This window comes from Enterobacter cloacae complex sp. S1 (assembly GCF_014930525.1).
In the GTDB taxonomy this organism is placed as follows: domain Bacteria; phylum Pseudomonadota; class Gammaproteobacteria; order Enterobacterales; family Enterobacteriaceae; genus Enterobacter; species Enterobacter hormaechei_C.
Window position 1 is genome coordinate 108,995 of record NZ_JADBRE010000004.1, and the last position, 26,396, is coordinate 135,390.

Below are 26,396 nucleotides of genomic sequence, written 5' to 3' on the forward strand. Positions count from 1 at the left end.
CAGCATGACTGATGTAACTGTAAAATCGCTGGCTGCTGAGATTCAGACCTCCGTGGACCGCCTGGTACAGCAATTTGCTGATGCAGGGATCCCGAAGTCCGCTGATGACTCGGTGACCGCGCAAGAAAAACAAACCTTGTTAGCGCACCTGAACCGTGAACACGGCTCTACGCCTGACAAGTTAACGCTACAGCGTAAAACGCGTAGCACGTTGAACATCCCTGGTACCGGTGGCAAAAGCAAGTCGGTACAAATTGAAGTCCGCAAGACGCGCACCTTTGTAAAACGTGATCCGCAAGAGGCAGAACGCCTTGCCGCGGAAGAGCAGGCACAGCGTGAAGCGGAAGAACAAGCTCAGCGTGAGGCAGAAGCCACTGCCAAACGTGAAGCAGAATTAAAAGCTGAACGTGAGGCCGCAGAAAAAGCGAAACGCGACGCCGGTGAAAAAGCGAAGCGTGACGCTGCGGAAAAAGACAAAGTGAGCAATCAACAGACCGACGAAATGACCAAAACTGCCCAGGCTGAAAAAGCCCGCCGTGAAAATGAAGCTGCCGAGCTGAAGCGTAAAGCGGAAGAAGAAGCCCGCCGCAAGCTTGAAGAAGAAGCTCGCCGCGTCGCCGAAGAAGCGCGTCGCATGGCAGAAGAAAACGAGAAGAACGGTGTGAATACCGCTGAACCAACTGAAGATACCAGCGATTATCACGTCACCACGTCTCAGCATGCGCGTCAGGCAGAAGACGACAACGACCGCGAAGTTGAAGGTGGTCGTGGCCGTACTCGCAGTGCAAAAGCTGCGCGTCCTGCGAAAAAAGGTAACAAACACGCTGAATCAAAAGCTGACCGTGAAGAAGCGCGTGCAGCGGTTCGCGGCGGTAAAGGCGGCAAGCGTAAAGGTTCCGCTCTCCAGCAGGGCTTCCAGAAGCCTGCTCAGGCCGTTAACCGTGACGTTGTGATCGGCGAAACCATCACCGTTGGCGAACTGGCTAACAAGATGGCGGTGAAAGGCTCTCAGGTCATCAAAGCGATGATGAAACTGGGCGCAATGGCCACCATCAACCAGGTCATCGACCAGGAAACCGCACAGCTGGTTGCTGAAGAGATGGGCCACAAAGTTATCCTGCGTCGTGAAAACGAGCTGGAAGAAGCAGTAATGAGCGACCGTGATACGGGCGCAGCGGCTGAACCGCGCGCACCGGTCGTGACCATCATGGGTCACGTTGACCACGGTAAAACCTCTCTGCTTGACTACATTCGTTCTACTAAGGTTGCCTCCGGCGAAGCGGGTGGTATTACCCAGCACATCGGTGCTTACCACGTAGAAACCGAAAACGGCATGATCACCTTCCTGGATACCCCAGGCCACGCAGCGTTTACCTCAATGCGTGCTCGTGGTGCTCAGGCAACGGATATCGTTGTTCTGGTTGTTGCTGCCGACGATGGCGTGATGCCACAGACCATTGAAGCTATCCAGCACGCGAAAGCGGCGCAGGTGCCTCTGGTTGTCGCAGTTAACAAAATCGATAAGCCAGAAGCCGATATGGATCGCGTGAAGAACGAACTGTCCCAGTACGGCGTTATGCCGGAAGAGTGGGGCGGTGAAGCGCAGTTCATCCCTGTATCAGCAAAAGCAGGTACCGGTATCGACGACCTGCTGAACGCTATCCTGCTTCAGGCTGAAGTTCTGGAGCTGAAAGCGGTTCGTAAAGGTATGGCGAGCGGCGCGGTCATTGAATCCTTCCTGGATAAAGGTCGTGGTCCGGTTGCAACCGTTCTGGTTCGCGAAGGTACTCTGCACAAGGGCGACATCGTTCTGTGTGGTTTCGAATACGGTCGCGTTCGTGCGATGCGTAACGAACTGGGTCAGGAAGTGCTGGAAGCGGGTCCGTCCATTCCAGTGGAAATTCTCGGCCTGTCCGGTGTTCCGGCTGCCGGTGACGAAGTCACCGTGGTACGTGACGAGAAGAAAGCGCGTGAAGTCGCTCTGTATCGTCAGGGTAAATTCCGTGAAGTGAAGCTGGCTCGTCAGCAGAAATCTAAACTCGAGAACATGTTCGCCAACATGACCGAAGGCGAAGTTCACGAAGTGAACATCGTTCTGAAAGCGGACGTTCAGGGTTCTGTGGAAGCGATCTCCGACTCCTTGCTGAAACTGTCTACCGACGAAGTGAAAGTGAAGATCATCGGTTCTGGCGTAGGTGGTATCACCGAAACCGACGCAACCCTGGCAGCAGCGTCCAACGCGATCCTGGTTGGCTTCAACGTTCGTGCTGACGCATCTGCGCGTAAAGTGATTGATGCTGAAAGCCTGGATCTGCGTTACTACTCCGTCATCTATAACCTGATTGACGAAGTGAAAGCAGCGATGAGCGGCATGCTGTCTCCTGAGCTGAAACAGCAGATCATCGGTCTGGCTGAAGTACGTGACGTGTTCAAATCACCGAAATTCGGTGCGATCGCGGGCTGTATGGTTACCGAAGGGACCATCAAGCGTCACAACCCAATCCGCGTACTGCGTGACAACGTGGTTATCTACGAAGGTGAGCTGGAATCCCTGCGCCGCTTCAAAGATGACGTTAACGAAGTCCGTAACGGCATGGAATGTGGTATCGGCGTGAAGAACTACAACGACGTTCGCGTTGGCGATATGATCGAAGTGTTCGAGATCATCGAAATTCAGCGTACCATCGCGTAATCTTCGTCAACTGAAGATTAATTAGCGTAGGCCGGGTAAGCGAAGCGCCACCCGGCAGTAATTTTAAAAAGGGGCTTAAGCCCCTTTTTTGTCTGGAGAATTTATTATGGCGAAAGAATTTGGTCGCCCACAGCGCGTCGCGCAGGAGATGCAGAAAGAGATCGCTCTCATTCTGCAACGTGAAATCAAAGATCCACGCGTGGGTATGATGACCACCGTGTCGGGCGTGGAAATGTCCCGCGACCTGGCGTACGCCAAAGTGTTTGTTACTTTCCTGAATGACCAGGATGAAGACGCCGTGAAGAACGGCATTAAAGCGTTGCAGGAAGCCTCTGGTTTCATCCGCTCTCTGCTTGGCAAAGCAATGCGCCTGCGTATCGTGCCAGAGCTGACTTTCTTCTACGACAACTCGCTGGTTGAAGGTATGCGTATGTCCAACCTGGTGACCAGCGTGGTGAAACATGACGATGAGCGTCGTGTTAACCCGGCGGACGACAGCAAGGAGGACTGATGAGTCGTCCTCGTCGTCGCGGTCGTGACGTGCATGGCGTGCTGTTGCTGGATAAACCACAGGGCGCATCCAGCAACGACGTGCTGCAAAAAGTGAAGCGTATTTATAACGCCAACCGTGCAGGACACACTGGCGCGCTGGATCCGCTGGCAACCGGCATGCTGCCGATCTGCCTGGGGGAAGCGACAAAGTTTTCCCAGTACCTGCTGGATTCGGATAAGCGCTACCGCGTGATTGCCAAACTGGGCCAGCGCACGGATACCTCTGATGCAGATGGCCTGGTGGTGGAAGAGCGCCCGGTGACCTTCAGCGCAGAGGAACTTGATGCGGCGCTGGACAGCTTCCGTGGTGATACGCTACAGGTGCCGTCGATGTATTCGGCGCTGAAATATCAGGGCAAAAAGCTCTACGAATATGCGCGTCAGGGCATTGAGGTTCCGCGTGAAGCTCGTCCGATTACCGTGTATGAGCTGCTGTTCATTCGCCACGAAGGTGATGAACTCGAGCTGGAAGTACACTGTTCGAAAGGGACCTATATCCGCACCATCATTGATGACCTCGGTGAAAAGCTGGGCTGCGGCGCGCATGTGATTTACTTGCGTCGTCTGGCGGTCAGCAAATATCCGGTCGAACGCATGGTGACGATTGAGCATCTGCACGCCCTGGTTGAGCAGGCGCAAGCGCAGGGCGTTGCGCCAGCCGATCTGCTGGACCCGCTGCTGATGCCAATGGACAGTCCGGCAGTGGACTTCCCGGTTGTTAATCTTCCTTTAACATCGTCCGTTTACTTTAAGAACGGAAACCCGGTTCGCACATCGGGGGCGCCGCTTGAGGGCCTGGTACGCGTGACGGAAGGTGACGAAGGGAAATTCATCGGTATGGGCGAAATGGATGGCGAAGGGCGTGTGGCGCCGCGTCGTCTGGTCGTCGAATATCCGGTCGAAGCGTGACGGTGATAACGCCTCACCTTGCGATAAGCAGGGGAGACGAGTAGAATATCGCCGCTTAACGCCTGGTAAATTGTTTAACAATCTGCGGGGCGTACATGGGATAGCTGAATTAGAGATCGGCATCCTTACATTCTTTATACTTTGGAGTTTGAAAATGTCTCTAAGCGTTGAAGCTAAAGCTAAAATCGTTTCTGAGTTTGGTCGTGGTACTAACGACAGCGGTTCTACCGAAGTTCAGGTTGCACTGCTGACTGCACAGATTAACCACCTGCAAGGTCACTTTGCAGAGCACAAAAAAGATCACCACAGCCGTCGTGGTCTGCTGCGTATGGTTTCTCAGCGTCGTAAACTGCTCGACTACCTGAAGCGTAAAGATGTTGCACGCTACACCGCGCTGATCGAGCGTCTGGGCCTGCGTCGCTAATTCTTGCGAGTTTCAGAAAAGGGGGCCTGATGGCCCCTTTTTTCAACCAGACGGCAGCAATTCAATGGAAACTATTGTATTGTTGCTATAAATGATCTTCATTGCAGAGGTTCGCGCGGCTAATGAGAGGCTTCACCCATGGGGGTGTCGGTTGTCATTAGTCGCGAGGATGCGAAGAAGGTCGGGTTAAATCGTCAGCACACCTGAGGTGTGCTTTCAAACATTTAAGAAAGGACAGAATTTTGCTGAATCCGATCGTTCGTAAATTCCAGTATGGTCAGCATACCGTCACGCTGGAAACCGGCATGATGGCGCGTCAGGCTACTGCTGCCGTTATGGTAAGCATGGATGACACCGCTGTATTCGTTACCGTAGTTGGCCAGAAAAAAGCTAAACCAGGTCAGGACTTCTTCCCACTGACCGTTAACTACCAGGAGCGTACCTACGCTGCCGGTAAAATCCCAGGTGGCTTCTTCCGTCGTGAAGGCCGTCCAAGCGAAGGCGAAACCCTGATCGCGCGTCTGATTGACCGCCCGGTTCGTCCGCTGTTCCCGGAAGGCTTCGTAAACGAAGTTCAGGTTATTGCGACCGTTGTTTCCGTTAACCCACAGGTTAACCCGGACATCGTTGCTATGATCGGCGCATCTGCGGCCCTGTCACTGTCTGGTATTCCATTCAATGGCCCAATCGGTTCCGCGCGCGTTGGCTACATCAACGACCAGTACGTACTGAACCCAACTCAGGAAGAGCTGAAAGAGAGTAAGCTGGACCTGGTTGTTGCCGGTACTGAAGCAGCGGTTCTGATGGTTGAATCCGAAGCTGAACTGCTGAGCGAAGATCAGATGCTGGGCGCTGTGGTATTTGGCCACGAGCAGCAGCAGATCGTTATCCAGAACATCAACGACCTGGTGAAAGAAGCCGGTAAACCACGTTGGGACTGGCAGCCAGAAGCGGTGAACGAGGCGCTGAACGCACGCGTTGCTGCACTGGCAGAATCTCGTCTGAGCGACGCATACCGCATCACCGACAAACAGGAGCGCTATGCTCAGGTTGATGTGATCAAATCTGAAGTGACCGCGACCCTGGTTGCCGAAGACGAAACGCTGGACGCTAACGAGATTGGCGAAATCCTGCACGCCATCGAGAAAAACGTTGTTCGTAGCCGCGTCCTGGCAGGCGAGCCGCGTATCGATGGCCGTGAAAAAGACATGATCCGTGGTCTGGACGTGCGTACTGGCGTACTGCCACGTACTCACGGTTCTGCGCTGTTCACCCGTGGTGAAACGCAGGCGCTGGTAACCGCGACCCTGGGTACCGCACGTGACGCACAGATCATCGACGAACTGATGGGCGAGCGTACTGACAGCTTCCTGTTCCACTACAACTTCCCTCCGTACTCTGTGGGCGAAACCGGTATGGTTGGCTCACCGAAGCGTCGTGAAATTGGTCACGGTCGTCTGGCGAAGCGCGGCGTGCTGGCAGTGATGCCAGAAGCAGACAAATTCCCGTACACCGTACGTGTGGTGTCTGAAATCACCGAATCCAACGGTTCCTCTTCTATGGCTTCCGTGTGTGGTGCCTCTCTGGCGCTGATGGATGCAGGCGTGCCAATTAAAGCCGCCGTTGCAGGTATCGCAATGGGTCTGGTGAAAGAGGGCGACAACTACGTTGTTCTGTCTGACATTCTGGGCGACGAAGACCACCTGGGCGATATGGACTTCAAAGTAGCGGGTTCCCGTGACGGTATCTCTGCCTTGCAGATGGATATCAAAATTGAAGGTATCACCAAAGAGATCATGCAGGTTGCTCTGAACCAGGCTAAAGGTGCGCGTCTGCACATCCTGGGCGTGATGGAACAGGCGATTAATGCGCCGCGTGGCGACATTTCTCAGTTCGCTCCACGTATCCACACCATCAAGATCAATCCAGACAAGATCAAAGATGTTATCGGTAAGGGCGGTTCTGTTATCCGTGCACTGACCGAAGAAACGGGCACCACCATCGAAATCGAAGATGACGGTACTGTGAAAATCGCAGCAACCGACGGCGAGAAAGCGAAATACGCTATCCGTCGTATCGAAGAGATCACGGCAGAAATCGAAGTGGGCCGTATCTACAATGGTAAAGTGACCCGTATCGTTGACTTTGGCGCATTCGTTGCCATCGGTGGCGGTAAAGAAGGTCTGGTACACATCTCTCAGATCGCTGACAAGCGCGTTGAGAAAGTGACCGATTACCTGCAAATGGGTCAGGAAGTACCGGTGAAAGTTCTGGAAGTTGACCGCCAGGGCCGTATCCGTCTGAGCATTAAAGAAGCAACCGAGCAGTCTCAGCCTGCTGCGGCACCGGAAGCCCCGGCTGCTGAACAGCAAGGCGAGTAAGGTTGCCATTTGCCCTCCGCGCAGGCGGAGGGCTTATTATCAGGCAGGACGCCTTGTTAAGCCGCCGGGGGACAGGACGTTCATCAATAGTTGTCTTCGGGAGTGGGAAATGAAGCCTTTTTTGCGCTGGTGTTTCGTTGCGACAGCTTTAACGCTGGCAGGATGCAGCAACTCTGCCTGGCGTAAGAGCGAAGTCCTTGCAGTGCCATTGCAACCGACTTTGCAGCAGGAAGTCATTCTGGCACGCATGGAACAAATACTTGCCAGTCGGGCTTTAACCGATGACGAACGCGCACAGCTTTTATATGAGCGCGGAGTGTTGTATGATAGTCTCGGTCTGAGGGCACTGGCGCGAAATGATTTTTCACAAGCGCTGGCGATTCGACCTGATATGCCTGAAGTATTCAATTACTTAGGCATTTATTTAACGCAGGCAGGCAATTTTGATGCTGCCTATGAAGCGTTTGATTCTGTACTTGAGCTTGATCCAACTTACAACTACGCGCACTTGAATCGCGGTATCGCATTGTATTACGGCGGTCGTGATAAGTTAGCGCAAGATGATCTGCTGGCGTTTTATCAAGACGATCCTAATGATCCTTTCCGCAGCCTGTGGCTTTACATCGTTGAGCAGAAGCTCGATGAGAAGCAGGCCAAAGAAGCACTGAAACAGCGCTTCGATAAATCGGACAAGGAACAGTGGGGATGGAACATTGTCGAGTTCTACCTGGGCAACATTAGCGAAGCAACGCTGATGGAACGCCTCAAGGCGGACGCAACGGATAACACCTCGCTCGCTGAGCATCTCAGTGAAACCAACTTCTATTTAGGTAAGTACTACCTAAGTCTGGGGGATATGGACAGCGCTACGGCACTGTTCAAATTAGCGGTTGCTAACAACGTACATAACTTCGTTGAGCACCGTTATGCATTGTTGGAATTATCGCTCTTGGGCCAGGAGCAAGACGACCTGGCAGAATCGGACCAGCAATAGCTGACGACATAAACATCAGCCCGTAATCTTTTGATTGCCATCACCTTCACTGGTGAGGGCGTTGTTGTTCGTCAATACACCTAATTTGAGCCGGTTCACACTTTTCAATGAAAATTGCTAATCATTTTCACGATGAGCTAAGTAGACTGGCCGCCATTAATATCGAGGCACTTGTACTACATGGCTGAATTCGAAACCACTTTTGCAGATCTGGGCCTGAAGGCTCCTATCCTTGAAGCCCTTAACGATCTGGGTTACGAAAAACCATCTCCGATCCAGGCTGAGTGTATCCCACACCTGCTTTCTGGTCGTGACGTGCTGGGCATGGCCCAGACTGGTAGCGGTAAAACCGCAGCATTCTCGCTGCCGCTGCTGAACAACATTGATCCGGACCTGCGCGCGCCGCAGATCCTCGTCCTGGCTCCAACCCGTGAACTGGCTGTTCAGGTTGCTGAAGCCATGACGGAATTCTCTAAACATATGCGCGGCGTAAACGTGGTAGCCCTGTACGGCGGCCAGCGTTATGACGTGCAGTTACGCGCCCTGCGCCAGGGTCCACAGATTGTTGTCGGTACGCCGGGCCGTCTGCTGGATCACCTGAAGCGCGGTACCCTGGACCTCTCTAAGCTGAGCGGTCTGGTACTGGACGAAGCCGATGAAATGCTGCGTATGGGCTTCATCGAAGACGTAGAAACCATCATGGCGCAGATCCCGGAAGGTCATCAGACCGCTCTGTTCTCTGCAACTATGCCAGAAGCGATCCGTCGCATTACCCGCCGCTTCATGAAAGAGCCGCAGGAAGTGCGTATTCAGTCCAGCGTGACCACTCGCCCGGACATCAGCCAGAGCTACTGGTCTGTGTACGGCATGCGCAAAAACGAAGCGCTGGTGCGTTTCCTGGAAGCAGAAGATTTTGATGCGGCGATCATCTTCGTTCGTACCAAAAACGCGACCCTGGAAGTGGCTGAAGCCCTGGAGCGTAGCGGCTACAACAGCGCAGCGCTGAACGGCGACATGAACCAGGCCCTGCGTGAGCAGACTCTGGAGCGTCTGAAAGACGGTCGTCTGGATATCCTGATTGCAACCGACGTGGCAGCACGTGGCCTGGACGTTGAGCGTATCAGCCTGGTTGTAAACTACGATATCCCAATGGACTCCGAGTCTTACGTTCACCGTATCGGCCGTACCGGTCGTGCGGGTCGCGCGGGTCGTGCGCTGCTGTTCGTTGAGAACCGCGAGCGTCGTCTGCTGCGTAACATTGAACGCACCATGAAGCTGACCATTCCAGAAGCCGAGCTGCCAAACGCAGAACTGCTGGGCAAACGCCGCCTGGAAAAATTCGCCGCGAAAGTACAGCAGCAGCTGGAAAGCAGCGATCTGGATCAGTACCGTGCGCTGCTGTCCCAGATCCAGCCTGTCGCTGAAGGCGAAGAGCTGGACATGGAAACCCTGGCCGCAGCACTGCTGAAAATGGCGCAGGGCGAACGTAGCCTGATCGTGCCGCCTGATGCGCCGATGCGTCCTAAGCGTGAGTTCCGTGACCGTGACGATCGTTTCGAACGTCGTGGCGACCGTAACGACCGTGGTCCACGCGGTGACCGTCCAGAGCGTGGTGGTGAAGACCATCCACGTCGCGAGCGTCGTGACGCTGGCGAAATGGAACTGTATCGCATTGAAGTGGGTCGTGATGATGGTGTTGAAGTTCGTCACATCGTTGGCGCGATCGCTAACGAAGGCGACATCAGCAGCCGTTACATCGGTAACATCAAGCTGTTCGGTTCCCACTCCACCATCGAGCTGCCAAAAGGCATGCCGGGCGAAGTACTGCAACACTTTACTCGCACCCGCATCCTGAACAAGCCGATGAACATGCAGCTGCTGGGCGATGCACAGCCACGTCCTGACCGTGGCGGCGAACGTCGTGGCGGTGGTCGCGGTTTCGGTGGCGAGCGTCGTGAAGGCGGTCGCAGCGAAAGTCGCGGTAGTGAAGGCCGTCGTTTCTCCGGTGAGCGCCGCGAAAACCGTGGTCCACGCCGTGAAGAAGGCGCCAGCCGTCGTCGTTTCGGTGACGCGTAAGCCTTTCGCTTCTGACGTAAAGTAAAATATACAGCCCCGATAGTTGCTATCGGGGCTTTTTTTATTCCTTTTGTACTCTTGTACTGGTACAGTGCAACACACTAAAAGCAGAACCACATTTTTCACTGGAGATAAGGCCGCATGGCAACACTAACCACCACCCAAACGTCACCTTCGCTGCTTGGCGGCGTGGTGATCATCGGCGGAACCATCATTGGTGCCGGGATGTTTTCCCTGCCTGTGGTCATGTCCGGTGCGTGGTTCTTCTGGTCGCTGGCGGCGCTGGTTTTCACCTGGTTCTGCATGCTCCATTCCGGGCTGATGATCCTTGAAGCAAACCTGAACTACCGCATTGGCTCCAGCTTCGACACCATCACCCGGGATCTGTTGGGCAAAGGCTGGAACCTGGTGAACGGGCTGTCCATCGCGTTTGTACTCTATATCCTGACCTACGCGTACATTTCAGCGAGCGGGTCGATTCTGCATCACACCTTCTCAGAGATGTCGCTGAACGTTCCGGCGCGTCTGGCGGGTCTCTGCTTCGCGCTGGGCGTGGCATTTATCGTCTGGATGAGCACCAAAGCGGTCAGCCGCATGACGGCGATCGTGCTGGGCGCAAAGGTCATCACCTTCTTTCTGACCTTCGGCAGCCTGCTGGGGCACGTCACGCCGGCCACGCTGTTTAACGTTGCGGAAGTGAACACCTCCTACACGCCGTACCTGCTGATGACGCTGCCATTCTGTCTGGCGTCGTTCGGCTACCACGGCAACGTACCGAGCCTGATGAAATACTACGGCAAGGATCCGCGCACCATCGTGAAATGCCTGGTTTACGGCACGCTGCTGGCGCTGGGGCTGTATGTGATCTGGCTTCTGGGGACGATGGGTAACATCCCGCGTCCGGAATTTATCGGCATTGCGCAGAAGGGCGGTAACATTGATGTGCTGGTACAGGCGCTGAGCGGCGTGCTGAACAGCCGCAGTCTGGATCTGCTTCTGGTGGTCTTCTCGAACTTTGCGGTGGCGAGCTCATTCCTCGGCGTGACGCTGGGCCTGTTTGACTACCTGGCGGATCTGTTTGGTTTTGATGACTCTGCTATGGGGCGCTTCAAAACCGCGCTGTTGACCTTCCTGCCGCCGATTGTGGGCGGCCTGCTGTGGCCAAACGGTTTCCTGTACGCCATCGGCTATGCGGGACTGGCGGCCACCATCTGGGCGGCGATTGTACCGGCGCTTCTGGCGCGCAAATCACGTAAGCGCTTCGGCAGCCCGAAATTCCGCGTCTGGGGCGGAAAACCGATGATTGCGCTGATTCTGGTATTTGGTATCGGCAACGCGGTGGTCCACGTGCTGTCGAGTTTTAATCTGTTGCCGGTATATCAGTAAGTTTTTGTGCCGGATGGCGGCTACGCCTTATCCGGCCTACGCGATCCCGTAGGCCCGGTAAGCGAAGCGCCACCGGGCGAAACAATGGCTACCCCACCAACTCTTCTTTCACCTGCATCGCCAAATCAAACGAATGCAAACGCGCCTGGTGATCGAAAATCTGGCCGTTGACCATAATCTCATCCGCCTGCGTTTCACGCAGCACCGCCTCCAGCCCGTGACGCACTTTCGCCTTATCACCCACCAGCGACATACTCAGAGCCTGCTGCACGCCATACTGCTCGGAGGCCGACCACAGCTGATGCATGTTCTCTACCGGCGGCGGCAGCTGGCCCGTCTCACCGCGACGCAGCTTCACAAACGCCTGCTGCATAGAGGTAAACAGGAATTCCGCGTCGCGGTTGCTGTCGGCGGCAATGATATTGATACACACCATCGCATACGGCTTCTCCAGACGTTCAGACGGTTTGAAGTGCGTACGATAAAGATGCAGTGCCTGATGCAGCATATCCGGTGCGAAGTGGGAAGCGAACGCGAACGGCAGCCCCAGCTGAGCGGCGAGCTGTGCGCTGTACAGGCTTGAGCCTAACAGCCATACCGGGATCTTTTCCCCGTACCCCGGCACAGGTCGCACGTGTGGGTTCGGATCCCGCGCGTCAAACCAGTCCACCAGCTCGGCCACATCGCGCGGGAAGTTATCGATATCGCCGCTCATATGGCGACGCAGGGCGCGCATGGTCGGCTGGTCGCTGCCCGGCGCGCGGCCAAGCCCTAGATCAATACGGCCCGGATAAAGGGTATTCAGCGTCCCGAACTGCTCGGCAATCACCAGCGGGGCGTGGTTCGGCAGCATCACACCGCCGGAGCCCAGGTGCAGAGTGGTGGTATTCGCCGCCAGATAGCCAATCAGCACCGAGGTGGCGGCGCTGGCGATGCCCACCATATTGTGGTGCTCCGCCAGCCAGTAGCGGTGATAGCCGCGCTTTTCGGCAAGCTGAGCAAGATCGAGAGAGTGCGTGAAGGCTTCTCTGGCCGAGGAGCCTTGTGGGATCGGCGCCAGATCCAGCACCGAAAACGGAATGGTTTTGTCAGTCATAACAGCTCACTTTGTCGACGGTCAATCTTTAATACTGCATTAAAAAATGATAACCGTTGTTAACAAAGTGAGCCTTTTTTACGCCTGCAATTCCAGCCCGGCGAGACGTCTCCAGTAACCGTTGCAGTCGCTGTTTGCCGTCAACGGCAGCGGTGAGGCGCCGTTTTCGTTGGCGCGGAAGGCGTCCAGCATCGCGAAAACGCCGGTATCAAGCGGCGAAAGACGCACCATATCCACCAGCCCGTGCATTGACGCCAGTTCGTTGCCGAGGTTATAGACGTAACCGCTCATGGTCTGAATGCCGTTGAGGACAAACACCTGCTGGTTCTCCTGCGACAGCATACTGCGGCCGTTCGGGTACTTAATGCAGCAGGTTTCGCACTCGTCTTTCGGGCGATCTTCGGAACGTGCGGTGAAGCAGCGGGCAGAGTAGGCCAGCGGCAGATGCCCATAGCTCAGGACTTCCACTTCAAACTTGTTGCGAATGCCCAGCTCTTCGCACTGTGTGAGCAGGTTGGCCAGCCAGTCGCGGGAGAGCTCTACTGGCATGCACCAGCGGGTCATCCCCTGTTTGAGCAACAGGCGCAGGGTCACCGCGTTATAGCAGTTCAGCGCATGTCCGGCGACAAACGGCAGCTTACGCTCGGCACACAGGTTTACCACGCCCAGGTCGCTCGCCTCCAGCAGGAACTCACCGTTTTCGACGTAGCGCTTCAGCTCGCCCAGTTCAGAGGACGCCTGCACCAGCGCCAGCGTCGAGAGCACCACCTGCTTGCCGCTGCCGGCCAGGTTTTTCGCCATATCCAGCCAGTCGCCCACTTTGGTGGCGCGGCGCTTGCTGCACACCGCTTCGCCGAGGTAAATCACATCGGCGCTGCTGTTAGCCGCCTGCTGGTAAAAATCTTCCAGCGTCTCTTTTGGCCAGTAGTAAAGCACCGGCCCTAATGAATATTTCATGATTATCTCACTGCCATTTACGGTGGTACGCGCCGAGCGTAGTTTGGGTGCCTTCAGACATCGCGCCGAGCGTCTCCATCCAGGCCGCTTGTGGAGCATAGTTTTGCGGGTCCGCCATGCAGCGGTCGATGGCCTGACGCCACACCTTCGCCACCTGGCTCACGTAGGCCGGGCTGCGCTGGCGGCCTTCGATTTTCACCGAGGCAATATTGGCGGCCAGCAGTTCCGGCAGCAATTCCAGCGTGTTGAGGCTTGTGGGCTCCTCCAGCGCGTGGTAGCGCTCGCCGTCCACCAGATAGCGGCCCTTACACAGTGTCGGATACCCCGCGTTTTCACCGTCCTGATAGCGGTCAATTAACACGTCATTCAGGCGTGACTCCAGTCCCTGCGGCGTTTGCTGCCAGCGAACGAAGCGGGCAGGCGAGCAGGCGCCGACGGTATTTGGCGATTCCCCGGTGAGATAGGAAGAAAGATAGCAGCGGCCTTCGGCCATGATGCACAGGCTGCCGAAGGCAAAAACCTCCAGCGGCACTGGCGTGACGCGCGCCAGTTGCTTAACCTGATGAATAGAAAGCACGCGCGGCAGCACCACGCGGGCTACGTCAAAGTGTCGATGATAAAAACGCACGGCCTCTTCATTGGTGGCCGATGCCTGAACAGAGACGTGGCGCTCAATATGCGGATAACGTTCTGCCGCATACTCAAGCATGGCGAGGTCGGCCAGGATCAGCGCATCGGCGCCCAGCTGGGCCGCCATATCCACGGCGTGCTGCCAGCGGGCATAGCCATCAGGATGGGCAAAGGTATTGATGGCGATGTGCAGTTTGCGCCGGTGCTGGTGAATGAAGTTAACGGCTTCCTGAAGCTTTTTCTCCGTAAAGTTAAGACCCGCAAAATGGCGGGCGTTGGTATCATCTTTCAGCCCGATATAGACCGCATCGGCCCCATTTTCGATGGCCGCCTTAAGCGCCGGAAGGTTTCCGGCAGGGCAGAGCAGCTCCATAATTTATCCCGATGTTGTCGATCGCAGGGATCGTAAAAAATGTTAACGAGCTGGGATTTTAATTAACCCATACGCGACAATTTTTGATTTAAGGCAGCTAATGGCGTATTGATGGCACCAATAATGAGGTATACCGGACAACGGTTTGTTGATTTACGCCGCTATCTTCTTGTCGGGATATGGCAAAATAGCAGGACTATAGCTATCAGGGAGTAAAGCTCGTGCTGGATAAACTGCGTTCACGTCTCGTACAATTTGGTCCATCAATGCTGAGCGTGCCGGTAAAACTGGCGCCGTTCGCGCTTAAACGCCAGGTGCTGGAACAGGTACTGAGCTGGCAGTTCCGCCAGGCGCTACAGGACGGTGAGCTGGAGTTTCTGGAAGGCCGCTGGTTAAAGATTGAAGTGCGCGATATCGGGTTGCGCTGGTTTACTTCCGTTGAGAACGATCGGCTGATCGTCCGTGAAACCGCCGAGGTGGATGTCAGCTTTAGCGCGGATGCCAGCGATCTGCTGATGATTGCCGCGCGCAAACAGGATCCGGACACGCTCTTCTTCCAGCGTCGTCTGGTGATTGAAGGCGACACGGAGCTCGGTCTGTACGTCAAAAATTTAATGGATGCCATTGAGCTGGAGCAGATGCCGAAAGCGCTGCGTATGATGTTGATGCAAATGGCAGATTTCGTTGAGGCCGGGCTAAAAACCCCGCCGGACAGTAAACACACTTCAGTAGGTGAGCCATGCTGATTCGAGTCGAAATTGGGATTGATGCGCCGGGTATCGATGCGTTGTTACGCCGCTCTTTTGCAGGCGACGCCGAAGCCCAACTGGTTCACGATCTTCGCGAAGATGGCCTGATTACGCTGGGCCTGGTTGCCACCGACGATGAAGGGCAGGTGGTCGGCTACGTGGCCTTCAGCCCGGTGATTGTGCAGGGTGAAGAGTTACAGTGGGTCGGCATGGCGCCGCTGGCGGTGGATGAAAACTACCGTGGCCAGGGCCTGGCGCGCCAGCTGGTCTATGAAGGGCTGGATTCACTGAATGAATTTGGCTATGCCGCGGTCGTCGTTCTGGGCGATCCGGCGTTCTACGAACGTTTAGGTTTTAAGCCAGCGTCCAGATACGATCTGCGCTGCCACTGGCCGGGCACGGAAACATCTTTCCTGGTGCATCCTCTGGCGGATGATGCGCTCGACGGCGTTACCGGTCTGGTGGAGTATCACGATCATTTCAATCGTTTTTAAGCAGGCTTTCGCGTAGCGCCTCGAAAGAGCCGTCCCCGTTGACGAGACGCTCTTTCTGGCGCTTCGTCAGCTGCTTGATGCGGTATTCCAGCCTGAGCGCCAGGGATCGGTCGCCCACGGCGGCTGAAAACGCTAACTGAAGTTCACCTTTCCCCCGCAGTGCCTTCGCCCCTTTCCCCGTTTGATGTTGTAAAAAACGCCGTGCCACATCGGTAGTGATCCCGGTGTAGAGTGCGTTATCAGCGGTTCGGACAAGATAGAGAAACCAGCACACGGTAAACAGATTCAGTATGTTAAGGTGAACGCACCATAGCATGAGAGAGAGCGAAAATGGAAACACTGGCCGCCATTAACCGCTGGCTGGCAAAGCAGCATGTCGTGACCTGGTGCGTCTGTAAAGACGAGGAGATGTGGTGCGCAAATGCCTTTTATTACTACGATCCCGAGCGCGTGGCCTTTTACGTGATGAGCGAAGATAAAACGCGGCATGCGCAGATGACGGGCCAGCGGGCAAAAGTGGCGGGCACGGTAAACGGTCAGCCTAAAACCGTTGCGCTGATCCGCGGGGTCCAGTTTAAAGGCGAAATTCGTCGCCTGGAAGGTGAGGAGAGCGACGCGCAACGTAAACGCTATACGCGCCGCTTCCCGGTGGCCGCGGCGCTAAAAGCCCCGGTGTGGGAAATCCGCCTTGATGAGCTGAAATTTACCGACAACACCCTGGGCTTTGGCAAGAAGCTGCACTGGTTACGCGCCGAGCAGGCGTAGCGCTTCACGGTTAAACGCCGGCAGATCGTCCGGTGTACGGCTGGTGATCAGCTGATCGTTATCGTTCACCACTTCCTGATCGTAGAACTCGGCTCCCGCGTTTTTCAGATCGATAACGATCGGCTTCACCGCGGTGAGCTTACGCCCGCGTACCACCTCGGCGCTGATCAGCAGCTGCGGACCGTGGCAAATGGCAAATACCGGTTTACCGGTGCCGACGAAGTCACGGGTAAAGGTGACGAAACGCTCGTCTCCGCGCAGGGAATCCGGTGAATGACCGCCCGGTAACAGCAGGGCGTCGAAATCCGACGGGCTGACGTTATCAATGGATTCGTCAATGGTCACGCTGGCTTCGCCCTTATGGCCCTTCACGGTTTTACCCGCTTCTTTCTCGATGGTGACCACCTCGTGGCCCGCCTTGCGGAATGCCTCTGCTGGCGACGTAAATTCTGAATCTTCAAACTCGTCGGTAATCAAGACTGCAATTTTTTTACCCATGCTTCCTCCGTTGTTTTCGCTTCAGACTGTTTTTTTCCCGTTTGTGGTAAATACTTACCGGTAACAGACTTTTAAGTGTGGTAGAGCAGGCCCAGAACGCAAACGGACAATTCTGTAAAGGGGATAAGATGAGTCAGGTACTGATTACCGGCGCAACCGGGCTGGTGGGTGGACATCTGCTGCGGCTGCTGATCCAGGATCGGCATATCAATTATATCGCCGCCCCGACGCGTCGCCCGCTGTTGGATATCACCGGCGTCTATAACCCGCACGATCCACAGCTCACCGACGCGCTGGCGCAGGTGCAGGATCCCATTGATATCGCCTTTTGCTGCCTTGGCACCACCCGACGGGAAGCGGGCAGTAAAGGAGCTTTTGTCCATGCGGATTACACACTGGTAGTGGATACCGCTCTGACGGCGAAAAAGCTGGGCGCAAAACATTTCCTGGTAGTCAGCGCGCACGGCGCGAACGCAGGCTCGCCGTTTTTTTACAACCAGGTGAAGGGCAAAATGGAAGAGGCGTTAATCGCGCAGAAATGGGAGCGCCTGACCATCGCGCGGCCTTCCATGCTGATGGGGCACCGTGACGAACGTCGTTTTAACGAGTCTATTTTCGCTCCGCTGTTTCGCATTCTGCCGGGTAACTGGAAGTCCATCGAGGCGCGGGATGTCGCGCTGGCGATGCTAAAAGAGGCGCTGGCTCCGTCGCAGGAGGGGGTTAATATTATCCCTTCGGCAAAACTGCGTGAAATCGCGCAGGGCGAGGCGTAAACTTCCCCGGCTTATTAAATAACACCTTCCGGGGAATGGTATGACTGGTCAGTCTTCATCTCAGGCGGCAACACCTGTTCAGTGGTGGAAGCCCGCACTCTTCTTTCTCGTGGTCATCATTGGCCTCTGGTATGTGAAATGGCAGCCGTACTACGGTAAAGCCTTCACCGCCGCCGACACCCACAGCATCGGTAAATCGATTCTCGCGCAGGCCGATTCCAGCCCGCTACGCGCGGCGTGGGATTACGCCATGGTCTATTTTCTTGCCGTCTGGAAAGCGGCGGTATTGGGCGTATTGCTGGGCTCGCTGATTCAGGTACTTATCCCGCGTAACTGGCTGGTGAAAACCCTGGGACAGCCGCGCTTGCAGGGCACGCTGCTGGGGACGATTTTCTCCCTGCCGGGCATGATGTGCTCCTGCTGCGCCGCACCGGTGGCGGCGGGTATGCGCCGACAGCGCGTGTCGATGGGCGGCGCGCTTGCCTTCTGGATGGGTAACCCCCTGCTGAACCCGGCAACGTTGGTATTTATGGGCTTCGTTCTCGGCTGGCATTTCGCGTTTATCCGTCTGGCGGCTGGCCTGCTGACGGTGGTGCTTGTCGCTACGCTGGTGCAGCACCTGGTGAAAGACAACGAGGCCGGGCCTGCCTCCGTTGAGCTGGACGTCAGCGAGCCGCAGGGCAATTTCTTTGCTCGCTGGGGCAAAGCGCTGTGGCAGCTTTTCTGGAGCACCATTCCGGTCTATATCCTGGCCGTACTGGTGCTGGGGGCGGCGCGCGTCTGGCTGTTCCCGCATGCGGATGGCGCTATCGACAACACGCTGATGTGGGTGATTGCGATGGCGGTGGCCGGGTGCCTGTTTGTGATCCCAACCGCGGCGGAGATCCCGATTATTCAGACCATGATGATGGCTGGTATGGGGACCGCACCGGCGCTGGCGCTGCTCATCACGCTGCCGGCGGTGAGCCTGCCGTCGCTTATCATGCTGCGTAAGTCATTCCCGGCGAAAGCGCTGTGGCTGACTGCGGGGCTGGTGGCGTTGAGCGGAGTTATTGTGGGGAGTATGGCGCTTGTGTGAAAAAAGCCCGGTGGCGCTAGCGCTTACCGGGCCTGTAGTCAGGTGGTAATTACTTAATGTAAGTAAAGGCGGTGGTGACGTGTTTCACGCCGCTCACCCGGCTGGCGATATCCGCCGCCGCTTTCCCTTCACGTTCCGTCACCAGACCCAGCAGGAACACTTCGCCGTTCTCCGTGGTCACTTTCACGTTTGAGGATTTCACCTGGTCGGTACCCAGCAGCTGGGAACGCACTTTGGTGGTGATCCAGGTATCAGATGACGCGGTGCCGAGACCAATCGGCTGGCCCTGGCGGATCTCGTTAAACACTTCCGCCGTACCTTCCACACCCATCGCAATCTGTTTGGCGCGCGAGGCGAGTTCAGGATTTGGTGCCTGGCCTGCCAGCAGCACTTTGCCCTGATAAGCCGTCACGTTGATGCGTGCTTCCTTCTTGATCTGCTCGTCTTTCGACAGCGCACTGTTTACGCGCAGCTCAAGCGTACCGTCATCCACCTGCGTCCCAACGGTGCGCGGATCGGTCGCTGCTTTGGTGCCGACCGCTGCGGTGCCGACTACAGCGGCAGCGATGCATCCCTGAAGCAGTAATGCAGACATCACGACTGCAAGGGCCGATAAAACCTTCATGAGAACTCCTTAATCATCCTGGTGAGGGAAAAGCGTGTTATCGATCAGATCGCATAAGCAGTTCACCGTGAGCATATGCATCTCCTGGATGCGGGCGCTACGGTGCGAAGGAATGCGGATCTCCACATCCTGCGGCCCCAGCAGGCCAGCCAGCTCACCGCCGTCGTAACCGGTCAGGGCGACAATCGTCATATCCCGGGTCACTGCCGCTTCAACCGCTTTAACGATATCCCGGCTGTTACCGCGCGTGGAGATCGCCAGCAGCACGTCTCCGGCATGGCCTAAGGCGCGCACCTGCTTGGCGTAGATTTCGTCATGCAGACGATCGTTGGCAATCGCAGTTAAGACCACGTTATCGGTGTTTAGTGCAATGGCAGGTAAACTCGGGCGCTCGGTTTCGAAGCGATTGATCATGCTGGCAGCAAAATGCTGTGCGTTGGCGGCGGACGTGCCATTGCCACAACAGAGGATTTTGTTGCCGTTGAGCAGCGACTGAACCAGCGTCATCGCTGCACGCGAGATCGCGTCCGGAAGGGCTTCCGCCGCGGCAATCTGCGTTTGAATGCTTTCTGTGAAGCACACTTTAATTCGTTCGAGCACGGTATCCCTTTAAAATCTTATTTATGCGTCTTCGCCAAACGCGTTTTTAAGCCAGTCGATCGCATTTCCGGTGAAGGCTACCACATCGAAACGGCAATCCACAGTATCAAAACTCCCATTATGGCGGGCAAGCCACAAGTGGGCAGTCTGTAATAATTTTTGTTGTTTGGCGAGCGTCACGCTGGCGGCAGCACCGCCAAAACGGGACGACTGTCGGAAGCGAACTTCAACAAACACGATGGTCTGACCGTCTTTCATGATCAGGTCAATCTCGCCGCCGCGCCCGCGAACGTTGGCGGCGACAAAGCGCAGTCCTTTGCCTTCAAGCCAGCGACGCGCCTTTAACTCCCACGCGTCGCCGGTCTGTTTACGGCTTAACTGGCCGGGACAATCTGCCCCTGCTGGTATTTGAGCCATGATAACTTCCTGTTAATCACACAATCCTGATCGGCGGTCAGATCGCCGGTATTCCCGTTAAGCTCGAAGCCCGGTACCTGACGCATCTGGGTGAAGTGGTTTGCCAGCGCCCAGGCATCGACGCCCATCGCGTACAGACGCGCCAGGGAATAGTCATTGCGCACCGCGCCCAGCGCCTGCTGCATCAACTGCGGGTTGCTGCCTGCCAGCATGGGGATCTCGCTGTATTGCAGTCCTTCCATTTCCAGACGGAAATCCGGGCCTGCGGTACCCTGTGCGCTGCGTGAGCTGGCGTAGAGCGTTGCACCGCTCTGGCTGCCGTTACGCATGGCGATCATCGGTTTGATAAAGGCGATCTCTTCCGGCGTAGCGACGATGTACGCCGAATCCACTTTACCGCCGCCGCTGATTTGCGCGTCGGTAGGTGGTGCCGGGATCGTCAGACCGCCGATGGTGACGCTCTGCTGCTGCGGCAGGCTGGCGGATACCGGGCTACCGTTGAGGGCAATACCTGCCCCGCCGTTCACGCCCGCTCTCAGTTCGGAAGCTGAGCCAAATTTCTGCTGCAACACCACGCCACCGCCAAGGGTCTGCCACTCTTGCGCAAACGCGTTGGCAACGCGATCGCCCAGCGTGCTGCGTGGGATCAGCAGCAGCGGCGCCTGCTTGCCCTGCTCGTGAATATGGCGGGCCGCATCGCGGGCTTCATCCTCCGGAGAGAGGGCGAAGTAACAGATATTGGCGCGGTTCTGAACCTGCTCAGGCTGGTTAAGCGCCAGCACGTTCAGCGTGGTGTTGCTCTTCATCAGCGCTTCCACGTTGTTTTTCAACAGCGGGCCGACAACGATGCTGGCCCCGTCCTGCTGAACCTGCGCCAGCACCTGGTCAAGCGGCTGGGCGCTGGTGTCGTAGATTTTCAACTCTGCACCAGGATTAGCGCTGGTGGTGGCCACAGCCTGCGGCTGGGTTGCTGGCTGCTGTTCCGGCTGCGCGGTTTGCGGCTGAGGTTGTTCTGCCGTCGCGGGCACCGGTGCTTCAGCCGGGGCCTGTGTTGCCGCAGGCGCTGGGGTAGCAGGCTGCGTCGTTGGGGCGGTAACCGGATTCTGCATGGTGCCCTGCGCAGGGGTTTGCGCGGTGGTCAGGTCGCTGGTTTCGGCGGCGGACGGGCTGACAACGTCATTCACATTCGCCGCCTGTGCAGCCTGCGCCGGAACCGCGCTGCCGCTGACGGCGGTGGTGCCGTTTTTCGCGGCTTCAAAACCTTGCTGAATGGCGCGACCAAACACCGCTGCCTGACCGTTTAACGGCAGCAGCAGGGCAATTTTGCTGGTGGAGGCGGGCTTAAAGTTTTGCACGTTCACCAGCTGCGTTGGCAGCATTTTCGCTCCCGGGTTTTGCGGGTAACGCTTTTGCCAGTCGGTAATGCCGGCTTTCAGCATGTTCGGATCGCTGCGGTTGTTGAACCACATCTGTTGCAGATCCAGCCAGCCTTGCAGGACATTTTCATCGGCGTTGATTACCAGCGCCTTGGCTTGATCCTGGGTCATGGAGGCGAGCGCCTGCCAGGTTGCGTCAATATTTTTTTGCTTGTCCGCACCCGCGAGCAGAGGCTCCTGGGCAATCAGCGCGCGGAGTAGCGTCAGGGAAGGGCGACCCTGCTCAGCGGTGATACCGGCCTGCCAGAAACGGGCCTGCTGGTTTTTATCCAGCGTGCTGAGATCGATGGTGCCGAGGATCTTCTTCGCGCCGTCGTAATCTTTTTGCGCGACCTTCAGTTCTGCCGACAGCAGCGTCTGCTCATGGCGCTGAGTGTCGTTAAGATCCTGCGGCAGCTGGCTGAACAGCTCGGCGGCCTGCTGGGTTTTCCCTTCTTTCAGCAGTGCACGAATGGCGAGTAATTGCCAGTTGATCCTGGTATCATTTGTACTCTGCGACATTTGTTGCAGATAAAAGCCAGAATCAGCCTGAGCGGATCCCTGCATATGAGCAGTGCTCTGGTCAGGTGCCTGGGTGCCGCAGCCGGTAAAGATCAGGGCTGCCAGCAGGAGGGGCACGCTGTGCGCGGCTTTTTTTCGAAGAAACGTTAACGGTACCATACTGTATCCAGTGATTTTTTTACGCAATGCTCAATATTAAATCGGCAATACGGACGAAACAATGAAACAACACGAAACGGCAGATAATTCTCAAGGCCAGCTTTATATTGTACCTACTCCTATCGGGAATTTGTCTGATATTACCCAACGTGCGCTCACCGTATTGCAAGCTGTTGATTTAATTGCGGCTGAAGACACCCGTCATACCGGTTTACTGCTACAACACTTTGCCATCAACGCCCGTTTGTTTGCCCTGCACGATCACAATGAGCAACAAAAAGCCGAAACGCTGGTGGCGAAGCTTAAAGAAGGGCAGAACATCGCGCTGGTCTCCGATGCGGGAACGCCGCTGATCAACGATCCGGGCTACCATCTGGTACGCACCTGCCGGGAAGCAGGCATCCGCGTTGTGCCGCTGCCGGGGCCGTGCGCGGCGATTGCGGCGTTAAGCGCTGCGGGTCTGCCGTCCGATCGTTTCTGCTACGAAGGCTTCCTGCCTGCTAAATCCAAAGGCCGTCGCGATGTGTTAAAGGATCTGGAAGCTGAACCGCGTACGTTGATCTTCTACGAATCAACCCACCGTCTGCTGGAAAGCCTGGAAGATATGGTGACCGTCTGGGGCGAAGCCCGCTATGTGGTGCTGGCGCGCGAGCTGACCAAAACGTGGGAAACCATTCACGGTGCGCCGGTTGGCGAACTGCTGGCGTGGGTGAAAGAGGATGAAAACCGCCGCAAGGGCGAAATGGTGCTGATTGTTGAAGGCCACAAAGCGCAGGAAGACGCTCTGCCTGCCGATGCGCTGCGTACGCTGGCTCTGCTACAGACTGAACTCCCACTGAAAAAAGCGGCGGCGCTGGCGGCGGAGATCCACGGCGTGAAGAAAAATGCGCTGTATAAATATGCGCTGGAGCAGCAGGGGGAGTAAGCCAAATGAGCCGCTATCAGCCTCCTTTCACCATCACACCCTTTATCCTCAATCAGGTGGTTGAGATTGGTGAACTATTGGGACATTGGGCTGCACATTCAGGCAGAACTTCGCCACTCCTGCGTAAAGAGAACCGTATTCGAACCATTCAGGCATCGCTAGCCATTGAGCACAACTCGCTGACGACAGGGCAGGTGACGGCAATTATGGATGGCAAACGCGTGCTTGCACCTGAAAAAGATATTCAGGAAGTACGCAATGCTATCCTGGCATATGAGAAATTGCCCGAATGGAAGCCCTGGAAGCTCAATGACTTACTCAGTGCACACCGATTATTAATGATGGGTCTGGTCGATCATCCCGGAAAGCTCAGAAATGGGGACGTAGGGGTGTACCGTGGAAACCAGTTAGTTCACATGGCTCCGCCAGCCTCACAGATGAACCGCCTCATCGGCGATCTTCTTTCCTGGCTTAAGCAAACCGATCTTCACCCGCTGATTGCCAGTTCGGTATTTCACTACGAGTTTGAATTTATTCATCCCTTTTCGGATGGAAATGGCCGCATGGGGCGGCTGTGGCAAACGTTGATCTTAAGCCAGTGGCGTGCAGAACTTGCATGGCTGCCCGTTGAAACACTCATTCACTTCCAGCAAGCGCGCTATTATCAGATTTTAGGACAATGTGATCGGGCCAGTGATTGCACGGCATTCGTGGCGTTTATGTTGCAAAATTTGGCCGAAGCTTTGCGGGAAGGCATCAATATGACATCCGCCATGTCGGAAAAAATGTCGGAAAAGTTGTCGGAAAAGGAACACACTATCCTTGAACTGCTTACCGTTCAACCGCAAATGACTGCGGTGATGTTGGCCTCTGTATTGGGCGTGACTTCCCGCACCGCGGAACGTTATCTCCGTTCTTTGCAAACAAAAGGTAAATTAAAACGCCTGGGGGCAAGGAAAGGGGGAAGCTGGCAGGTCATGGCTTAACCTGCCAGCTGTACTTTTTTTTATTTCCCCGGCATCGCCTCAAACACCAGCGTTTCCAGCGGTTGCAGCGTAATCACCACAGCGTTTTTATACTCCTCTGGTACGGTCGAATTACTGCCGTACACGGCTTTCAGGGTAAACTGCGAACGCTCTCCTGCCGGGATCTCAAAATCTTTGGTTAAATCCAGGAAGTAACGTTGCGGCTTATCCGATGGGTTGCGTAAGCCAAAAATCGCTTTGTCTTTACTCCATGAGGCCCAGCCGTAAACCTCAAGCGAAGTTGGGTCCCCGCCAATCCAGTGAGTATCCACCAGCACGCTGGCATTCTCACGCGACCATTTCGCCGCCTGCGCCAGGGTATCCCACTTCGCCTTATTCAGCATGGACGGCGTAATGTACAGCTCCTGAAGCTGAGTTCCGGTTGCAAAGTAGCTCCAGACCTGATCGGCAAAATCGCTGTCTGTTTGCACTTTCTCGAGTCCATAGTAAGCGTTCTCTGCGCTGACGATCCCGTGGTACATCAGTGAGTTCAGCGGGAACAGCGGACCTTTACGCACGATGGATCGCCAGGTTTCGGCATCGCGGTAGGTCATCCACTGCTGCACTGGCGTGCCGGGGCCGTACAGGTTGATATCATCGCCCTGACGCCAGATTGAATCAGCATAGAACAGCCAGGACGGGCTGGCGTCGGTGCCGGTGGTCAGGTTGATAAACAGGTTTGGATTTGCGCTGCGCATGTTGTGCAGCAGGGCAATGGACGCGTCAAAATCCGATGCAAATGGGCTGCCCTTGATATGCGAATTGGCGTTACCCATTCCGTCGAGCTTGAACGAGGTAATGTGCTCGTTTTTGATCAGCTTGATGATCTGATCGTTAAAGTTTTTAAAGTAGTTCGGCCCCGACAGCGCCAGCTTGCCGTCTACGGTTTCGAAACCATACTCTTTTGCATGCGAGACGCGAATATCGCGCGGCTTGTTGTATCCGCCCCACGGAGAAAGCCACAGCCCAACCGAGCTATTCAGGCTGTCGGCTTTTTCCCTGACTTTGCCAAAACCGTTGCTGAATGCCGGGCCAAACAGCCAGCGTCCGGTGCGATCGTCCCAGCCATCGTCCAGCAGGAACGCGTCCAGCGCCACCCCGCGTCCGGCAATAAATTCTTTATTCCATTCGTCCATCCGCCCAATGACATCCTGCTCGGAGTAAGGGGTAAAGAAGCCGATGTCCATCCAGCTGTTGTAGTGCAGGTAAGGCTTATAAGGCCGTGGACGCACGGCATCGATAAACTGGTTTACGCTGCGGCGCAGCTGATTAGTTTCCGGGAAAGTGCCGAACCAGGTGGTAAAACTAACCGGTGTCTCAGGCAGAATTGGCGTTTTCAGCTCCACGTTGAGGTTCGTGGTGGCTTCATAAGCGTAAGTATTCACAATCGGTTTGTCTGGCAGGATGAAGAACGAGTCGGCCACGATTGGCGAGCTGTTAATCGCCCCGTCAACGTAAGGTGCCTGAGACTGCTTCTTCGTCGGGAAGAAGGTAATTTTCGCTACGTCCCGGGGCTGCCCGACGGCGGCGATGGTGTAGCCGATGCTGGCGTATTTTCCCTTCACCAGGTTCAGTTTCACCGTTACGTTAAAATCCGGATGCGTAAAGTCGATGACTATCGCATTGTCCTGCTTTTCGACGTGCTTGATTTTGAAATCAGCGGTGTGGATTTTTGTTTCATCCGGTAGCGTCAGAAAGAACAACTCCTGGGGCGTGAGCGGATGGTTAGCTTTGCTGTCCGTTACCACTACCGTTGCGTTTGCATCATCAAACGAAAGGGCAATATTGTCGTTACTGAGCGCGTAGTTTGCTGCTGCCGCACCATGAGAAAAACAGAGAGCCAGCAGCGAGAGAGTGAGCATTTTTTTCATCGGGGTAAGA

26 protein-coding genes are annotated in these 26,396 nt (G+C 55.8%); 16 read left to right on the plus strand and 10 right to left on the minus strand.

Annotated elements, in window-relative coordinates:
- Positions 1 to 4 precede the first annotated feature (4 nt).
- The 9 genes from infB (at position 5) to mtr (ending at position 11,414) form a co-directional block, all read left to right on the plus strand.
- Complete coding sequence (gene infB / locus IM290_RS03000; RefSeq protein WP_006812117.1) at positions 5 to 2,692, plus strand: translation initiation factor IF-2; 2,688 nt, start codon at positions 5 to 7, stop codon at positions 2,690 to 2,692.
- 106 nt (positions 2,693 to 2,798) lie between these two features.
- The gene (gene rbfA, locus IM290_RS03005; protein WP_003861793.1) at positions 2,799 to 3,203 is read left to right on the plus strand and encodes a 30S ribosome-binding factor RbfA; all 405 of its coding nucleotides are present in this window, start codon (positions 2,799 to 2,801) and stop codon (positions 3,201 to 3,203) included.
- Positions 3,203 to 4,153: a tRNA pseudouridine(55) synthase TruB gene (truB, locus tag IM290_RS03010; RefSeq protein ID WP_193041851.1), complete on the plus strand. Its 951-nt coding sequence runs from the start codon at positions 3,203 to 3,205 to the stop codon at positions 4,151 to 4,153. The genes rbfA and truB overlap by 1 nt, the downstream gene beginning before the upstream one ends.
- Positions 4,154 to 4,307: 154 nt before the next feature.
- Complete coding sequence (gene rpsO, locus IM290_RS03015) at positions 4,308 to 4,577, plus strand: 30S ribosomal protein S15 (RefSeq protein WP_003861789.1); 270 nt, start codon at positions 4,308 to 4,310, stop codon at positions 4,575 to 4,577.
- Between the two features lie 242 nt (positions 4,578 to 4,819).
- Positions 4,820 to 6,958 (plus strand): polyribonucleotide nucleotidyltransferase, encoded by a 2,139-nt coding sequence (pnp, locus tag IM290_RS03020; protein WP_017693919.1) that lies wholly within the window; start codon positions 4,820 to 4,822, stop codon positions 6,956 to 6,958.
- A 109-nt stretch (positions 6,959 to 7,067) separates the two neighbouring features.
- A complete protein-coding gene (gene nlpI / locus IM290_RS03025; RefSeq protein WP_017693920.1) occupies positions 7,068 to 7,952 on the plus strand; it encodes a lipoprotein NlpI in 885 nt (294 codons plus the stop codon).
- Positions 7,953 to 8,059: 107 nt separating this feature from the next.
- The gene (yrbN, locus tag IM290_RS03030) at positions 8,060 to 8,140 is read left to right on the plus strand and encodes a protein YrbN (RefSeq protein ID WP_097397692.1); all 81 of its coding nucleotides are present in this window, start codon (positions 8,060 to 8,062) and stop codon (positions 8,138 to 8,140) included.
- Positions 8,133 to 10,028, plus strand: coding sequence for a DEAD/DEAH family ATP-dependent RNA helicase (locus IM290_RS03035; RefSeq protein ID WP_193041852.1), 1,896 nt, complete (start codon positions 8,133 to 8,135; stop codon positions 10,026 to 10,028). The genes yrbN and IM290_RS03035 overlap by 8 nt, the downstream gene beginning before the upstream one ends.
- Before the next feature lie 141 nt (positions 10,029 to 10,169).
- Positions 10,170 to 11,414, plus strand: a complete 1,245-nt coding sequence (gene mtr / locus IM290_RS03040) for a tryptophan permease (protein ID WP_006812114.1) — start codon at positions 10,170 to 10,172, stop codon at positions 11,412 to 11,414.
- A gap of 88 nt (positions 11,415 to 11,502) precedes the next feature.
- On the opposite strand, the gene IM290_RS03045 is transcribed toward mtr, so the two are convergent.
- From IM290_RS03045 to IM290_RS03055, 3 genes are all read right to left on the minus strand, one after another.
- Entirely contained in the window at positions 11,503 to 12,510 is a 1,008-nt protein-coding gene (locus IM290_RS03045) for an LLM class flavin-dependent oxidoreductase (protein ID WP_006812112.1), read from the minus strand.
- A 78-nt stretch (positions 12,511 to 12,588) separates the two neighbouring features.
- Positions 12,589 to 13,467, minus strand: a complete 879-nt coding sequence (locus IM290_RS03050; RefSeq protein WP_023295495.1) for a U32 family peptidase — start codon at positions 13,465 to 13,467, stop codon at positions 12,589 to 12,591.
- Between the two features lie 7 nt (positions 13,468 to 13,474).
- The gene (locus IM290_RS03055; protein ID WP_193041853.1) at positions 13,475 to 14,470 is read right to left on the minus strand and encodes a peptidase U32 family protein; all 996 of its coding nucleotides are present in this window, start codon (positions 14,468 to 14,470) and stop codon (positions 13,475 to 13,477) included.
- 221 nt (positions 14,471 to 14,691) lie between these two features.
- Here IM290_RS03055 and IM290_RS03060 point away from each other — a divergent pair, with 221 nt between their 5' ends.
- A complete protein-coding gene (locus IM290_RS03060; protein ID WP_063405147.1) occupies positions 14,692 to 15,216 on the plus strand; it encodes an SCP2 domain-containing protein in 525 nt (174 codons plus the stop codon).
- Positions 15,210 to 15,713 carry a GNAT family N-acetyltransferase gene (locus IM290_RS03065; RefSeq protein ID WP_015571968.1) on the plus strand — a complete coding sequence of 168 codons (504 nt, stop codon included), beginning with the start codon at positions 15,210 to 15,212 and terminating at the stop codon, positions 15,711 to 15,713. Before IM290_RS03060 ends, IM290_RS03065 begins: the two co-directional genes overlap by 7 nt.
- Here the strand turns inward: IM290_RS03065 and IM290_RS03070 are convergent.
- Positions 15,700 to 16,029 carry a GIY-YIG nuclease family protein gene (locus IM290_RS03070; protein WP_003861768.1) on the minus strand — a complete coding sequence of 110 codons (330 nt, stop codon included), beginning with the start codon at positions 16,027 to 16,029 and terminating at the stop codon, positions 15,700 to 15,702. The genes IM290_RS03065 and IM290_RS03070 overlap by 14 nt on opposite strands.
- 14 nt (positions 16,030 to 16,043) lie before the next feature.
- Between IM290_RS03070 and IM290_RS03075 the strand changes: the two genes are divergently transcribed.
- On the plus strand, positions 16,044 to 16,478 hold the full coding sequence (locus IM290_RS03075) for a YhbP family protein (protein WP_015571966.1): 435 nt from the start codon (positions 16,044 to 16,046) through the stop codon (positions 16,476 to 16,478).
- On the opposite strand, the gene IM290_RS03080 is transcribed toward IM290_RS03075, so the two are convergent.
- Positions 16,458 to 16,976, minus strand: coding sequence for a type 1 glutamine amidotransferase domain-containing protein (locus tag IM290_RS03080; protein WP_015571965.1), 519 nt, complete (start codon positions 16,974 to 16,976; stop codon positions 16,458 to 16,460). The genes IM290_RS03075 and IM290_RS03080 overlap by 21 nt on opposite strands.
- 128 nt (positions 16,977 to 17,104) lie before the next feature.
- On the opposite strand from IM290_RS03080, the gene IM290_RS03085 reads away from it, so the two are divergent.
- Positions 17,105 to 17,749 carry an NAD(P)H-binding protein gene (locus IM290_RS03085; RefSeq protein ID WP_193041854.1) on the plus strand — a complete coding sequence of 215 codons (645 nt, stop codon included), beginning with the start codon at positions 17,105 to 17,107 and terminating at the stop codon, positions 17,747 to 17,749.
- 40 nt (positions 17,750 to 17,789) lie between these two features.
- A complete protein-coding gene (locus IM290_RS03090) occupies positions 17,790 to 18,827 on the plus strand; it encodes a permease (RefSeq protein ID WP_017693924.1) in 1,038 nt (345 codons plus the stop codon).
- A gap of 49 nt (positions 18,828 to 18,876) precedes the next feature.
- On the opposite strand, the gene dolP is transcribed toward IM290_RS03090, so the two are convergent.
- Genes dolP through IM290_RS03110 form a run of 4 tightly spaced genes read right to left on the minus strand, consistent with a single transcriptional unit; the run spans position 18,877 to position 22,565 of the window.
- Positions 18,877 to 19,452 carry a division/outer membrane stress-associated lipid-binding lipoprotein gene (dolP, locus tag IM290_RS03095; protein ID WP_006812102.1) on the minus strand — a complete coding sequence of 192 codons (576 nt, stop codon included), beginning with the start codon at positions 19,450 to 19,452 and terminating at the stop codon, positions 18,877 to 18,879.
- A 9-nt stretch (positions 19,453 to 19,461) separates the two neighbouring features.
- Entirely contained in the window at positions 19,462 to 20,052 is a 591-nt protein-coding gene (gene diaA, locus IM290_RS03100; protein ID WP_003861754.1) for a DnaA initiator-associating protein DiaA, read from the minus strand.
- A gap of 21 nt (positions 20,053 to 20,073) precedes the next feature.
- Positions 20,074 to 20,469 (minus strand): YraN family protein, encoded by a 396-nt coding sequence (locus IM290_RS03105; RefSeq protein WP_017382447.1) that lies wholly within the window; start codon positions 20,467 to 20,469, stop codon positions 20,074 to 20,076.
- Complete coding sequence (locus tag IM290_RS03110) at positions 20,427 to 22,565, minus strand: penicillin-binding protein activator (RefSeq protein WP_063135406.1); 2,139 nt, start codon at positions 22,563 to 22,565, stop codon at positions 20,427 to 20,429. The genes IM290_RS03105 and IM290_RS03110 overlap by 43 nt, the downstream gene beginning before the upstream one ends.
- A 61-nt stretch (positions 22,566 to 22,626) precedes the next feature.
- Between IM290_RS03110 and rsmI the strand changes: the two genes are divergently transcribed.
- Together rsmI and IM290_RS03120 are read left to right on the plus strand one after the other, a co-directional pair.
- Entirely contained in the window at positions 22,627 to 23,490 is an 864-nt protein-coding gene (gene rsmI, locus IM290_RS03115) for a 16S rRNA (cytidine(1402)-2'-O)-methyltransferase (protein ID WP_193041855.1), read from the plus strand.
- Positions 23,491 to 23,495: 5 nt separating this feature from the next.
- Positions 23,496 to 24,476: a Fic family protein gene (locus IM290_RS03120; protein ID WP_193041856.1), complete on the plus strand. Its 981-nt coding sequence runs from the start codon at positions 23,496 to 23,498 to the stop codon at positions 24,474 to 24,476.
- A 20-nt stretch (positions 24,477 to 24,496) separates the two neighbouring features.
- On the opposite strand, the gene IM290_RS03125 is transcribed toward IM290_RS03120, so the two are convergent.
- Entirely contained in the window at positions 24,497 to 26,386 is a 1,890-nt protein-coding gene (locus IM290_RS03125; RefSeq protein WP_193041857.1) for an enterotoxin, read from the minus strand.
- Positions 26,387 to 26,396 lie beyond the last annotated feature (10 nt).

Coding starts and splice junctions, on each gene's coding strand:
- IM290_RS03125 (WP_193041857.1), bottom strand. CDS start 26,386: ATGAAAAAAATGCTCACTCTCTCGCTGCTGGCTCTCTGTTTTTCTCAT.
- IM290_RS03050 (WP_023295495.1), bottom strand. CDS start 13,467: ATGAAATATTCATTAGGGCCGGTGCTTTACTACTGGCCAAAAGAGACG.
- rbfA (WP_003861793.1), top strand. CDS start 2,799: ATGGCGAAAGAATTTGGTCGCCCACAGCGCGTCGCGCAGGAGATGCAG.
- IM290_RS03110 (WP_063135406.1), bottom strand. CDS start 22,565: ATGGTACCGTTAACGTTTCTTCGAAAAAAAGCCGCGCACAGCGTGCCC.
- IM290_RS03065 (WP_015571968.1), top strand. CDS start 15,210: ATGCTGATTCGAGTCGAAATTGGGATTGATGCGCCGGGTATCGATGCG.
- IM290_RS03090 (WP_017693924.1), top strand. CDS start 17,790: ATGACTGGTCAGTCTTCATCTCAGGCGGCAACACCTGTTCAGTGGTGG.
- truB (WP_193041851.1), top strand. CDS start 3,203: ATGAGTCGTCCTCGTCGTCGCGGTCGTGACGTGCATGGCGTGCTGTTG.
- rsmI (WP_193041855.1), top strand. CDS start 22,627: ATGAAACAACACGAAACGGCAGATAATTCTCAAGGCCAGCTTTATATT.
- IM290_RS03075 (WP_015571966.1), top strand. CDS start 16,044: ATGGAAACACTGGCCGCCATTAACCGCTGGCTGGCAAAGCAGCATGTC.
- yrbN (WP_097397692.1), top strand. CDS start 8,060: ATGAAAATTGCTAATCATTTTCACGATGAGCTAAGTAGACTGGCCGCC.
- IM290_RS03105 (WP_017382447.1), bottom strand. CDS start 20,469: ATGGCTCAAATACCAGCAGGGGCAGATTGTCCCGGCCAGTTAAGCCGT.
- IM290_RS03035 (WP_193041852.1), top strand. CDS start 8,133: ATGGCTGAATTCGAAACCACTTTTGCAGATCTGGGCCTGAAGGCTCCT.
- nlpI (WP_017693920.1), top strand. CDS start 7,068: ATGAAGCCTTTTTTGCGCTGGTGTTTCGTTGCGACAGCTTTAACGCTG.
- IM290_RS03080 (WP_015571965.1), bottom strand. CDS start 16,976: ATGGGTAAAAAAATTGCAGTCTTGATTACCGACGAGTTTGAAGATTCA.
- IM290_RS03055 (WP_193041853.1), bottom strand. CDS start 14,470: ATGGAGCTGCTCTGCCCTGCCGGAAACCTTCCGGCGCTTAAGGCGGCC.
- infB (WP_006812117.1), top strand. CDS start 5: ATGACTGATGTAACTGTAAAATCGCTGGCTGCTGAGATTCAGACCTCC.
- dolP (WP_006812102.1), bottom strand. CDS start 19,452: ATGAAGGTTTTATCGGCCCTTGCAGTCGTGATGTCTGCATTACTGCTT.
- IM290_RS03120 (WP_193041856.1), top strand. CDS start 23,496: ATGAGCCGCTATCAGCCTCCTTTCACCATCACACCCTTTATCCTCAAT.
- IM290_RS03045 (WP_006812112.1), bottom strand. CDS start 12,510: ATGACTGACAAAACCATTCCGTTTTCGGTGCTGGATCTGGCGCCGATC.
- mtr (WP_006812114.1), top strand. CDS start 10,170: ATGGCAACACTAACCACCACCCAAACGTCACCTTCGCTGCTTGGCGGC.
- IM290_RS03085 (WP_193041854.1), top strand. CDS start 17,105: ATGAGTCAGGTACTGATTACCGGCGCAACCGGGCTGGTGGGTGGACAT.
- IM290_RS03070 (WP_003861768.1), bottom strand. CDS start 16,029: ATGCTATGGTGCGTTCACCTTAACATACTGAATCTGTTTACCGTGTGC.
- rpsO (WP_003861789.1), top strand. CDS start 4,308: ATGTCTCTAAGCGTTGAAGCTAAAGCTAAAATCGTTTCTGAGTTTGGT.